Source organism: Aliiglaciecola lipolytica, assembly GCF_018860635.1.
GTDB classification, from domain to species: Bacteria; Pseudomonadota; Gammaproteobacteria; order Enterobacterales; family Alteromonadaceae; genus Aliiglaciecola; species Aliiglaciecola lipolytica_A.
This window is the reverse complement of the sequence record NZ_JAHKPT010000022.1, coordinates 34,389-46,861: the sequence shown is the minus strand read 5'-3', so window position 1 is coordinate 46,861 and position 12,473 is coordinate 34,389. Positions and strand designations below refer to the sequence as shown.

General features: G+C 41.0%; 12 protein-coding genes. 4 read left to right on the top strand and 8 right to left on the bottom strand.

Annotated elements, in window-relative coordinates; genetic code table 11:
* Positions 1 to 2 precede the first annotated feature (2 nt).
* Positions 3 to 1,460: an NAD-dependent succinate-semialdehyde dehydrogenase gene (locus KO530_RS11815; protein ID WP_216048644.1), complete on the top strand. Its 1,458-nt coding sequence runs from the start codon at positions 3 to 5 to the stop codon at positions 1,458 to 1,460.
* Between the two features lie 42 nt (positions 1,461 to 1,502).
* Here KO530_RS11815 and KO530_RS11810 read toward each other — a convergent pair whose 3' ends face one another.
* From KO530_RS11810 to KO530_RS11795, 4 genes are all read right to left on the bottom strand, one after another.
* Positions 1,503 to 2,444, bottom strand: coding sequence for a LysR substrate-binding domain-containing protein (locus KO530_RS11810; protein ID WP_216048643.1), 942 nt, complete (start codon positions 2,442 to 2,444; stop codon positions 1,503 to 1,505).
* A 255-nt stretch (positions 2,445 to 2,699) separates the two neighbouring features.
* Positions 2,700 to 4,046 carry a hypothetical protein gene (locus KO530_RS11805; protein WP_252729190.1) on the bottom strand — a complete coding sequence of 449 codons (1,347 nt, stop codon included), beginning with the start codon at positions 4,044 to 4,046 and terminating at the stop codon, positions 2,700 to 2,702.
* Positions 4,047 to 4,280: 234 nt separating this feature from the next.
* On the bottom strand, positions 4,281 to 4,868 hold the full coding sequence (gene msrA, locus KO530_RS11800; RefSeq protein ID WP_216048642.1) for a peptide-methionine (S)-S-oxide reductase MsrA: 588 nt from the start codon (positions 4,866 to 4,868) through the stop codon (positions 4,281 to 4,283).
* Between the two features lie 251 nt (positions 4,869 to 5,119).
* Complete coding sequence (locus tag KO530_RS11795) at positions 5,120 to 5,746, bottom strand: LysE family translocator (RefSeq protein WP_216048641.1); 627 nt, start codon at positions 5,744 to 5,746, stop codon at positions 5,120 to 5,122.
* A gap of 265 nt (positions 5,747 to 6,011) precedes the next feature.
* Between KO530_RS11795 and KO530_RS11790 the strand changes: the two genes are divergently transcribed.
* The 3 genes from KO530_RS11790 to KO530_RS11780 are packed head-to-tail and all read left to right on the top strand — an operon-like array spanning position 6,012 to position 8,122.
* Positions 6,012 to 6,878 (top strand): YHYH protein, encoded by an 867-nt coding sequence (locus KO530_RS11790; RefSeq protein WP_216048640.1) that lies wholly within the window; start codon positions 6,012 to 6,014, stop codon positions 6,876 to 6,878.
* The gene (locus tag KO530_RS11785) at positions 6,865 to 7,503 is read left to right on the top strand and encodes a toxin-antitoxin system YwqK family antitoxin (RefSeq protein ID WP_303500688.1); all 639 of its coding nucleotides are present in this window, start codon (positions 6,865 to 6,867) and stop codon (positions 7,501 to 7,503) included. The genes KO530_RS11790 and KO530_RS11785 overlap by 14 nt, the downstream gene beginning before the upstream one ends.
* On the top strand, positions 7,451 to 8,122 hold the full coding sequence (locus tag KO530_RS11780) for an SCO family protein (RefSeq protein WP_216048639.1): 672 nt from the start codon (positions 7,451 to 7,453) through the stop codon (positions 8,120 to 8,122). Before KO530_RS11785 ends, KO530_RS11780 begins: the two co-directional genes overlap by 53 nt.
* A 55-nt stretch (positions 8,123 to 8,177) precedes the next feature.
* On the opposite strand, the gene KO530_RS11775 is transcribed toward KO530_RS11780, so the two are convergent.
* The 4 genes from KO530_RS11775 to KO530_RS11760 all read right to left on the bottom strand — a co-directional run bounded on the left by KO530_RS11775 (position 8,178) and on the right by KO530_RS11760 (position 12,359).
* Positions 8,178 to 8,645, bottom strand: a complete 468-nt coding sequence (locus KO530_RS11775; protein WP_216048638.1) for a hypothetical protein — start codon at positions 8,643 to 8,645, stop codon at positions 8,178 to 8,180.
* A 40-nt stretch (positions 8,646 to 8,685) separates the two neighbouring features.
* A complete protein-coding gene (locus tag KO530_RS11770) occupies positions 8,686 to 8,937 on the bottom strand; it encodes a YdcH family protein (RefSeq protein ID WP_216048637.1) in 252 nt (83 codons plus the stop codon).
* Positions 8,938 to 9,534: 597 nt separating this feature from the next.
* Positions 9,535 to 10,827, bottom strand: coding sequence for a Xaa-Pro dipeptidase (locus KO530_RS11765; RefSeq protein WP_216048636.1), 1,293 nt, complete (start codon positions 10,825 to 10,827; stop codon positions 9,535 to 9,537).
* 263 nt (positions 10,828 to 11,090) lie between these two features.
* Positions 11,091 to 12,359 (bottom strand): alpha/beta hydrolase, encoded by a 1,269-nt coding sequence (locus KO530_RS11760; protein ID WP_216048635.1) that lies wholly within the window; start codon positions 12,357 to 12,359, stop codon positions 11,091 to 11,093.
* Positions 12,360 to 12,473: the final 114 nt, after the last annotated feature.

The following is a 12,473-nucleotide window of genomic DNA, read 5'->3' as shown; positions in this document are numbered from 1 at the left end:
AAATGCTATCGCTAAACGATCCGTTGTTGTTAAAAACACAACTTTTTATTAATGGAGAATGGGTGAAAAGTGACTCAGGAAGCACCTTTCCAATACTCAATCCAGCCACTGGTGCAGAAATATGTAAGCTGGCTAGCGGCAATAAAAATGATACCAATATTGCTATACAGGGCGCTCAAAGTGCCATGCAAAAATGGCGTCAAACCACAGCAAAACATAGAGCAAAAATATTGCAAAAGTGGCATGCCCTGATTATAGAAAACATAGACGATTTGGCATCAATTCTTTGTGCAGAGCAAGGAAAGCCCTTAGCAGAAGCCAAAGGCGAGATACTCTATGGCGCTGCTTATATCGAATGGTTTGCAGAGGAAGCCAAACGTATTTACGGCGATGTTATTCCAAGTAATAACGCTAGCCAAAGACTATTAACCATCAAACAAGCCATTGGTGTGGTTGCAGCTATAACTCCTTGGAATTTCCCAAATGCGATGATCACACGCAAAGTAGCACCAGCATTGGCAGCTGGTTGCGCGGTTGTACTGAAGCCAGCAGAAGCCACGCCGTTAAGTGCTCTGGCGCTGGCCGAATTAGCAAAAAGGGCCGGTTTACCCAAAGGGTTACTTTCCATTGTTGTGGGTGCTGATGCCATAGAAATAGGCAAGGCGTTAACCGATAGTTCACTGGTCAGAAAACTATCCTTTACTGGCTCTACTAAGGTAGGAAAGCTGTTAATTAAACAATGTGCCGATACGGTTAAAAAAACCTCAATGGAACTGGGCGGTAATGCTCCTTTTGTGGTGTTCGAAGATGCAGATATTGATAAAGCAGTGCAAGGTGCTATCGCTTCCAAATTTCGCAATGCAGGTCAAACTTGCGTCTGCGCAAACCGGTTTCTTGTGCAAAGGAGTATTTATCAAGAATTTACCGATAAGTTTGTTGCCGAAGCCAAGAAACTAAAAGTGGGAAATGGCAATGATGAGGGTATTACTATCGGGCCATTGATTAATGCTGCGGCGGCACAAAATGTACACGCATTGGTGACAGATGCTGAAAAAAATGGCGCAACTAAGGTACTAGGCGGAGCAGCAACCCACTTGGGTGCTAATTATTATCTGCCAACAATTTTAACCAATGTCACCCCTCAAATGCGCATATTCAAAGAAGAAATTTTTGGCCCTGTTGCCCCTATAATTCCATTTGATACTGAAGAACAGGCCCTTGAATTAGCCAATGCCACTGAAGCAGGATTGGCTTCTTATGTATACACCCAAAATTATGCAAGAATTTGGCGATTTTCTGAAAACTTAGAAAATGGCATAGTCGGTATAAACGAAGGCATTATTTCTTCAGAAGTAGCACCTTTTGGTGGAATAAAACAATCGGGTAACGGTAGAGAAGGTTCTAAATACGGTATCGACGATTACATCGAGATAAAATATCTCTGTATGGGTGGCATATAAATTAGGTTGACGGTAGTTAACCTACCACAACTACCATTAGCATTAGTCTAAAAAGTCTTTATCCCACTGTTGTTGTGCTTGCTGAGACTCGTTAACTAACCAGTCTCGAAAAATCTTGAGGGTCTGATTATTTTCATAATTTTCAGGGCAAACAAAATAGTAAGACTCTTTTTTCAGCATCATATAATTATGGGCGACCACTAATTTGCCTTCTTTTAAAAGAGGATCAGCTAGTGGTCGATACATGGGGATAATCCCTAAACCATCAACAGCGGCTTGAGTAGCCACAGCAACATTATCTAAGACAATATTTTTTTTATCCGTTTGTAGCGCGGGATAGCGACTCATTGACAACCATTGAGCCCATAACTTCGACAAATGACCATAGTGCAACCAATTGTAGTTAGCTAACGCGGTGATATCTTCAGGATCATGAGATTCGTCGAGCAAAGATGGGGAGCACACAGGTTGCACATATACGTCGATTAGCTTGTCGTAGTGACAACCTTGCCATTGATCTTCTGTTCCAAGACGAATAGCCGCATTCATATTTTCACCAGAAAAATCAATTGAATCTTTACCGGTATCGAAACTGTTGGTAAAAAATGACAAAGTAAGTTCAGGGTGGTGTTGCTCAAGCCTACAAAGCCGACTCATTAACCACGTTGAATTAACAGTAGCCGAGATCCCCAACTTTAGTTTTCGGTTTTCGCTACCATGATGCACTGTATCGGTGGCAACCTTTAAATCTGCAAAAACATTCGATATGGAGTTCGCGTAAATGACTCCTTGCTCAGTCAACTCTAAGCCCACTTTATGGCGTTCAAATAATTTAAATCCAAAATACTCTTCCAAATTTTTAATCTGCCGACTTACTGCAGATCGAGTAATGAAGAGTTCATCGGCGGCTTTGGTAAAACTTAATAAACGAGATGCGGTGAGGAATACCCAAAGAGTGTTTAGCGGTGGCAAACGTTTAGACATAAAAGCCCTTTAAAACCAATTGGTTAGCTTAAAACTGCTATACTTGAACGAGCCTTAGAGGAAAACTCCTCCAAAATTCAATACTACAGGAAGTCACTTTTCAATATATTTGATATGCAAGACAATATATCTTAACCCTATCAGATCAGCAAATTAGCCCAGCTAAATGCTGGTGATAACCTGCGGGGTCCCCCATAAGTCAGCCGTTGAAAACTGCAGGGTCAAAGCCGTTGAAACCTGCAGGGTCAAATCAGTTTATTTCGCGATCATACTAGCGGTTTTGGGGTTACTTAATAACTCTTCAAATACTTGCCAACGTGTATCGACGTTATTTGCAGTGCCTCCATTTGATGTTACATACTCGGCTACCAAGTCTTTGCCAAGATTGTAATTGATAACATAACTGCGATATTTATCGATAAAACGTGTTCTTTGATAAGCTTTTTCTTGGCTATACAGCTGGTATTTTTGCATTATTTCAGCCGCTTCATCTCTTGTGATCATCCCGTTCAAATATTGTCTTGCAGCTTCATTTCCAGCATAAGTTAATTTTCCGATTAGCTCATGTACTTGGTAATACAAATCGGCCTTACTTACATCTAAACCAGCTAAGGGAAACAATACTTCTTTTTCATAGTTAAGTCGTGATTCGCCAGGGAAGGCAACGTCGATCCCGTAATTAGCACTGCCTTCAGCAATTAAAGACTGGGGCGAAAATAATTGATAAACGGAAAATTCTATCCATTGATTTTCCTTCACCAATTTCTGTTCTAACAAAGCATTGTATACGTGATGTCCTGGGTATCCTTCGTGGGCAGCAAGGTCTATTGCGCGGGTGATATAAATAGGAAAATCAATATTAATTTGAATAAGACTTTGCGCGTTACCTTGATAATAGTTATATCCGCTCCACGCCTTATCGGTAACATATTCCAATAAAAAGTTTTCGTTTTCAGGCAGAGAAATTTTAGCTAAGGTGCGTTTGCGCGCCTCTGCAATTGCGGTTTTAAATACTATATCTATCTTATCTTTTGGAATTTCAAATTGGCTGGTAAAATCAACATAGCGTTGCGATAAAGCCCCTTCTCCTGGCAATAAGCCGTTTAGCTGAGCAAGCAGAGCGTCAAAGTATTCAAGCTCAAATTTGGGTGGTGCGGCGTCATATAACAAGTTCGCTTCTTGGTCAAAGCTATACTCTTTCCCAGCTAACATATTTACTTTTGTTTTGATCGCAATTAGCTGTTTTTCTAGCATTTCTCGCCGGGCTTGCTGGTCTGTTGGAATAGCATCGTCTGCCAGCTCTTTAATCTCACGAATTAATATTTCGACAGTTGCGCTTAACTCATCGGCAGGAAAAGCAGCCCCCTGCTCTAAGTCATCCGGCTTGAGCTCCTCTGGTCCGTAATAGGCATCAACAATATCACCGTCAAACTGCCCTACCTGTAATACCAGTTTTACATAGTCTGTGGCGATACTATTTAAATCCCGTTGCACAATCTTACTTTTAACATCTTGATTGGCGACGGCTTGGTTACTTTCAGTGGTAGTATTGCAGCCAAATAAACTGGCGATGAGAACGACCAGAATCGGTGATTTTTTCAATCTATATTCCTTAATATCAGTGAAGGGGTCAGCACAAATTTCAAGGATTTAAAATGCCGACAAGTGCCATTTGATGAATGATAAGGGAAAGTGAACCTAGCCCGCAACCTCGGTGATTTTAAACAACAAACAACGAGTAAAGCAAAACCTTGCCACATAAATAGCTAAGTTTTGCGGTTTCCTGGCGTCTATTGTTTTCACTGCATGACACAAAGGTGGCGATTTTTGTGTTTTTTAATGGCTAGCATTTTCGCCCCAAATTTCTTCTAAACGCTGATCACGACCACAGTTCCAACGGTATATTTTGTAGCGAACGGGGCTTTTTTTATAAAAATCTTGATGGCCAATCTCTTCGCCTTTAATTGGGTAAAAACGGCTTGCCACTAATACAGGAGTTACCAGTTTTTGTGCGGGAAATTGAGTCTGTACAGCAGCTTTTGATTTTTCAGCAATCGCTCTCTCTTCATCATTAGCAACAAAAATTGCACTTAAGTAGCTGTGACCTTTATCGCAAAATTGTCCTTTAGCATCGAAAGGGTCAATATTAACCCAGTAGTGATCTAAAATTTGCTGATAACTCACCACATTAGCATCATAAGTAATTTTAACCGCTTCATAATGTCCACGATGATTGCCGTTGTATGTGGGATTAGGCGTATCACCACCGGTAAAACCTGATACCACATCAGATACGCCATTTAATTTCTCAAAATCAGACTCCATACACCAAAAACAACCACCCGCTAGGATAGTCTCATCAGCTTGCACATTCGCCGTAAAAATCGACACACTGAATATCAGCGCAGACAAAATAGTTTTCATAAACATCCTTCAAACAACAATCGTAGACCCACCAAAATGTGGCACTCTAAGATAAAGAACAGGAAAGTCGCTTTCTGCTTTCATTAATGTGTGCTGCGAATATTTTGTTTCGGAAAACCAACAAGAATTTTGCACGCCATTATTTATATAAAATCGTTAAACGATGTTTTGGGTATTGCGTTTGCGGGAATTATCAGTTGCTATGGGTTGCATGGGGTAACTTTACCCCATGAGTCGTCGAATGGAACTGATCAACGTTCGCTTAAAACAAGTCTCAATGCGAGCGCGGTAAACACGGTTCCAGCAATTCTATTCATAATCACCTGTGCTTTTGTCGATCCTTTTAACCAATCTCCTAGATAGCCCGCAAACCATGCAATCAAGCTAAAGATAACAAGCGCGGTAATAATAAAAACAGCGCCAAAAACTAACATTTGTAGGGTAACTGAGCCTTTACTGGGATCGGCAAATTGAGGAAGAAAAGCAAGGAAAAATATCGCTACCTTAGGATTGGTAATATTCATAATAATGCCCCGTGAATAGAGCTGCTGCCAAGCTAACTTTGCGTTTCCTGCTGCTTCTAATCGAGTGGCACCTGCGCGAAAAGCCTGAAAAGCTAAGTAAAGCAAATACACTGCGCCCACGACTTTAAGAATATTGAACGCCAGTTCGGAGGTTTGAAAAATGACAGCGACACCTAGTGACACAGCAGCAGTATGCACTAAGAGCCCAGTGCAGAGTCCTAGTGTCACTAAAATCCCAGCTTTACGACCATTCAATGCCGACTGGGTTAAAACAAAGATATTATCCGGTCCAGGTGCAACAGAAAGTGCCGCCGAAGCTGCCAAAAACATGAATAAGGTCTCAATGGGTATCATCTATTCACTCTCTTTTGTTGCCAACTGTATAAAAACTCGTTTCTCACCCTTTCAAGATTACCCAGCATACAACGCCCTGTAAACCGGTATAGCCAGAATTCTTATGAGTCAAAATATAGGGATAGTCGAATAAAGTTTGCAGCATTGTGCGCTAAATCTCCTCCAAAAATGCACATTTCCGCGTTTTATTTAATGCTAAATTGCACACGAATTAAACGCATGAATGCGAATAACAAGTAGCTTTGTGAAGAAAAGTGAGTGAATTATGTTTGAAAAAAAATATCGAATAAGAGAACTATGCATTGCCAGTGTTTTGTCATTGTTGGTCGCTTGCGGAGGCAGTTCATCAGATACTGCGCTTGCCCAAGATGATAGTGACACTGATACAGGTTCAGGAACAGATACAGGTTCAGATACCAGCACCTGCGACACTCCGATGACAGAGCTATCCAGCGCTTTTCTTGAATTCGTAGCTGCACCAAATGTTACCGTTGTGCTGTCTGAAGATGGCTGCACAGTCGCGCTTGAATCAGCAGGTAAACCCGACCACACATCGTCCTATTGGGATTCAGGCAACGAAAGTGGTTTATATGTTGAACCTGAAGATGCTGAATTATTTGATCAGCAACGCTCACCGGGTGATATTGAAGATTATATTAACGACTATGATTTAACCGTTCCGGTAAATCCTGAGCTTGCCGCAACTTCGTCTGCCACACCTCTTGGCGCTATTGGTATTGCCATAAGCGGCGCTCCCATATTCAATGATTCAGAAGGTAACGGTGACGTATCTTTAGGAGTTATTCAAGGATTCGACCGCAATGGTGCTCACACAGGGCCCGAAACCTACCATTATCATTTAGAGCCTAGGGCAGTTTCATATGATGATGATTCACTGGTTGGGATTATGGCCGATGGATTTTTTATATTTGGAAGACGCTGCTATTCAACAGCTGGCTACCCAACGGATCTAGATGAGTCCAATGGCCATACGTCGGTCACTCTGTACACTGGCGGATCAGAAGAAGATGCTGAATATCATTATCATGTTTCAACCGAACAATACTTGAACGGTGACTACTATTTAATCTTCCCAGGTAACTTTCAGGGTACACCGAGTGATATCAACTGATAAGCAAAGGTTTTTTTGCTTAGGCCTGCGCTCAATATGTGTACTGGCAGTGCTGATGGTGGGCGCTATAACGGCGGCTACGACATTAGCACCTGTTACGCCGCTTGTTATTGAAAAATCAGAAATTTCGATAAACAGCCAAGGGCAGCGGGTATACCAAGACGAACCCTTTAATGGTGACATGGTGAGTTATCACCCATCGGGAAGTATCGCGACCAGCGACCAATTCGTGAATGGTAGGCGTCAGGGCCATGCAAGGAAATGGTTTGAAAATGGGACTTTAGGTTATGAGTCCCACTATGTTTCAGGTAAACGTGACGGTGACACCAAAACATGGTGGATCAATGGTAATCCACGGTCTCACTTTGTGTATGTCAATGGCAAAGCAGAAGGCACCGCTTGGCGCTGGTATAGGAACGGTGCCAAGTTTAAGAAATTTAACTATCTCGCGGGCAAACCCATAGGGTTACAACAAGCCTGGCGATTAAACGGAAAACTATTTTCCAATTTTGAATACAAAAATGGACGGATTTATGGTCTTAGAAAAGCAAATAACTGTGTTGGGGTTGAAGATGAAGTCGTTTCACCAGATTACTACCAAAATCAAGCAAACAATTCTCTTTAGCGGATTAGTATTAAGTGCGTTTGCTCACGCATCCGATACTTTACCTTACTATAATAGTGAAGAATTTACGCCTATCTGGCTAGAGCCAGATAGTAAAGAGCTTGAAAACTTTCATCAAATTCCGCCGTTTAGTTTTATTGATCAAGATGGCAAAGAAGTAAGCGAAAAAACCTTTGAAAATAAAATCTATGTTGCCGGATTCTTCTTTAGTACTTGCCCAGGAATTTGCCCATCGATTAGATCGAAATTGATTGCGGTTCAAGAAAGGTTCATTGATGATCCTGAAGTGAAAATTCTTCAACACTCTATTAGACCAACCTCTGATTCAGTTGCTTTGTTGAAAGATTATGCGGATACCAATGGCATCGTTAGTGGCAAATGGCATTTAGCCACCGGAGATAGGGACGCGATATATTCACTTGCCAAGTCGGCCTATTTTGCCAGTGAAGATTTGGGTAACATTCAAAACACAGATGATTTTTTACATACCGAAAGTCTGTTATTGATTGATCAAAACCGACATGTTCGTGGCATATACAATGGTCTTAACAAAGCCTCTGTGGCCTATCTAATAGCCGACATTGAAAGCTTAAAAAAGACAAACACTGCAAAACAATAAGACCAACAAAACCTGCGGGATCTGCCCCGCAGGTTTTTGCTATTTTTGAACGAGCTTAGCGATTTACGCTATGACAGTTAGTACAGGCACCAGACACTTTCCCAGCCAAGTAATAACTCGGTTTTTCCAAAGACGCGGCAATGCGTGCATTGTCTACTTTACTTACAAAGTCACGCATATAGTCTTGAAGAAAAGGGTGACTGGCCCCCGCATCTCCTGCGCGCAATCCAGAAGCTATCTTTTCAATATTCTGCAAAGTAGATAATACTTGCTGTTGTTGCTTAGCAAAACCGACACTTTGCGGCTCATGTTGCTGGCTTAACGCAAACTCCAATACCCGCATTTGTTGCGCGAGACGATCCATATCCGAACGTAGCTGTGACGGCTCCACGTATTTGAAATCAGGTGGGTAGGTTACTTTTCTGAGATTAGCGGCCATCTGACTTGAGCATCCCTGAATTAACGTAATACTGAAAAACAGCAGGGAAACGGAGAATACAAATAAACTTTTGTGCATTTTCATCTTATAGCCGCCTTATCATTATCAAAAAGTTAGCGAAAAATTACAGCGCTTTCTCAGTCTCGGTTATTTGCGCGAATAATTGATCTTTAAGTACCACACGTTGTTTTTTTAACGACTCTAAATAATCGTCTGAAACAGCTTCATTCTGTTCTTCAATATGATGAATTTCTTTATTTACATCATGATACTGATCAAATTGTTTAGCAAAATGTCTATCGTTCATTTTAAGATGACGAATAGTATGATGATGTTCTGGAAAGTCATTAGTTAGTGTATGTTTTTCTATTTGCATGCTGAAATTTACCTTATGTTTATCGCTCTAATTGGATTAACTTCAGTGTACTGATTAGGTAGTCTTACATATTGATCTAGGTCAGGTTTAGGGTGATAAAACGCTGAACTTATAGCGCTGCTAATTTCCTAAGTATGCAACCTGTTTGTGGCAATGGCATTTGATTTAATTAATTGTAGTCGAATTATAGAATAGTGCTGGTTACAACTGAATTTGACCGCCACTGCGCAGTGCCGGAAATTTTATCTACAAACAACAGGTCTAATATATCGATAGTACAAAAGCTATTAGGGTGACAACTCACTCATAGCTAACCAATTGACACTGTCCTATATGCATGGAGTAACCAAATATTGTGAACAATACGGAGATTCAAATTGGCATACCATGCGTATATGAGCAATTGTGTTTTTGGTCTGGAGTAGGAATCGCTGCCTTATTTGTTGGCATACTAGCGGCAATCGTTGTTTCTGTTTGGCGAGACAAAATAAAACAGCGGAAAAAGCGCGAAAAGCGGCTAAGGCAACGAAAAAGCAAGTTGCAATAGTTAACAGTGCGTTTTTCTGATCAACGAGTTTTGTGCCGCGGTTTTTCAGGTTACTTAAGCGCTGGTTGTAAATACACAGTACCTTCTTTCATCACAAAAACAACGTTCTCAAGTAAACTGATGTCATCTAATGGGTTGCCTTTGATCGCGACTATGTCGGCCATTTTCCCTTCTTCAATGCTGCCAAATAGCTGTTCTTGCTGGAGAAGCTTCGCCGAGTTGATAGTAGCTGCTTGTAGGGCTTGCAGTGGTGTCATACCAAACTCTACCATTCGCGAAAACTGTTTGGCGTTGTCACCATGGGGGTAAACCCCTGCGTCGCTGCCAAATACCATATTCACTCCAGCTTTTACGGCTTTTCTAAAGTTATCACGCTGCTTTTTACCTACCGTACGTTCTTTAGCTAAACTCTCTTCTAAAATGCCGGCGTTTTCACCCTCACTTAGAATAAATTCTGTCACGTAAACATCCATAGAAAAGTAAGTTCCGTTTTTCTTAGCTAAAGAAATCGCCTCGTCATTAAGAAATGAAGCATGTTCTATTGAATCTACACCCGCCTTTATCGCACTGACAATGCCGTCGGTTCCGTGTGCGTGAGCCGCCACTATTAATCCGCGCATATGAGCTTCGTCGACTATGGCTTGCATTTCTTCTAGCGTATATTGCTGAACGCCTACTTTGGTGCCTTTAGATAACACACCACCTGTAGCGCAAAACTTAATCACCGTTGCACCATATTTAATATTCTCACGTACTTTTTTGCGCACTCCCCAAGGACCATCTGCTACGCCATCGGCTGTCACTTTATATTCAGCAGGCAACAGATTGTTATCACAGTGCCCACCTGTCACCCCTAAAGCGTGACCAGATACAAACATTCGTGGCCCTTCAATGTCACCATCGTTAATCGCATCACGTAGTGCCACATCGGAAAAACCTGGAGCGCCTACATCCCGCACGGTAGTAAAGCCAGCCATTAAAGTTACTTTCGCATGTTTTGCGCCCGTTAATGTCACTCTAGGTAAAGAGTCAGCTAAGCCACTATAACCATGTTGTTGTGAATCGGCAGTAAGATGAACGTGCATATCGGTCAGACCGGGTAAAAGTGTATGACCGCTCAAATCGACGGTATTTTGAGGTAATGGTGCACGATTATTGGCGGTAATCTTGACAATTTTACCGTCTTGAATTTCTAATAAGGGACGTGTTATTAATTTACCGTTTTTAACATTCACAAAGGCATCTGCATAAACGAACTGAGTGTCTGCTATAGCCAGAGTATTTACCGTGAATACGCCAAAAACAGAAAATAACATGCAGCGAATAAGCTGAAATCCTTTCATAGTTTAGATACCTTTTATTAATGTTATTGTATTTTTACTATACAACTTTTCATGGAAATAATACGAATTGATAGTAACGATAAGACAAAATAGCGTGAAAAAAACGATACAGATTATGATAAATCCGGTCACATTAGTTTGAAAGTATGAAGTCGATATGTATTGAGCACTAGCCTAGATACCTGAGATTATCAGGTCTATTGAAAGCTAGGCGTTAAGACTAACGAAAAGATTCTGCTTAGAATCATTTGTAGTTAAAAGACTTATTTTCCAATTAGATAATCAGAATCCAGTGACCAAAAGTTGTTTTCAAGTCTTTTCAATGGTCGTTCTTTCGAACCAGGTTCGGCATTGAATAAAATCAGATTGATAAGGTCTGAACTTACTGCAGGATTGCTATGAAAGTAATCATGCCCTATAAAGTTTACTGACTTAGGTACTTTGATTAAGCTCACATTTCCCACGGAATTAAAGATATTACGCTCATTTATATTCACATCTTTGGTATTTAATCGACCAAAACTCAAGCTGTTTGTTAACCATTGAGAGATACCCAAGGCGCTATCTTCTTGAGATGTGTAAATAGTAATTTTCCCAAAGGCTGGCCCAAATTGTTCAGCCATTAAGCGTTGTTTAATAATCCCAAAATCCAGATCTGGCGCAGCTAGAATGAGGTTTTCAATACGTAAGTCTTTCCTTGGGTTGCCACCACTGGCTCTGTTTTCGATGATCAATTCCCGCAGAGTTGTGGTGACCACATCGGTGCCTCGACTGTGGGCAACAATATGAATATTTTCGATTTCAGGGTTTTTAAACAGTAGCCGTAAGGTTTCTTTTAAATGGAATATCGTAAATTGACCCGACTCTTTATCTGCAAAATAGGCAGTTACCCCTTTTGCTGCCGCTGGCCAAGAATACACAATAGGTACACCTTGTCGTTTCAGAAAATGCCAAATACCCGCTAGGGTGAAGACAGACTCGTTAAAGGTATTATTAAACCCGTGAACAAATAAAATAACGTCTTTATTTTTACTTTGTTTTAAACGCTGGTTGATGTGGTTGTTGAGTTGGTTTTCATGAAAAGACTTTTGCTCTAGGATTTCCTCATCAATTTGAAGTCGATCGCCTACTCGTCTAAATTTATACGGTGATAAAGGAAAGCGCCCCTGTTCATCTACATTTTCTAGCACATAAGTTAAATCAGCCGACCGCTTTTGTATATTACTTTGCGCCAATAATTCATCCCAGGGTAATAACTTATCTCCAAAATTTACTTTGGCAACACCATAGGCAATGGATGGCGAACGACTCGCATCGTAAATAACCTCTTTATTGACAGAAGTACCACGGTCCGTGACATATATCAGCTCCATACTGGTTTCACGCAGATCTTCGGGGACATCACTTTCTGAATAAGGCGTATTGATAAACACATTCGGTGTGGGCATTAATTTTGGAGCGGAAGCACAGGCAGATATCAGCAGAACGAAAAAGGAAATAAAAACTGAGCGTTGAGCTCTGTGGTAAAACATAGTTATTCCTTTTTACACTTATTCGGGAGTTTAGGAGGCCAATACAAAAAGTAATAACCAAGGGAGCAAAATATAACAGATTTCAAATCTGTGCCCCAACAGGTTTGTCGGAAA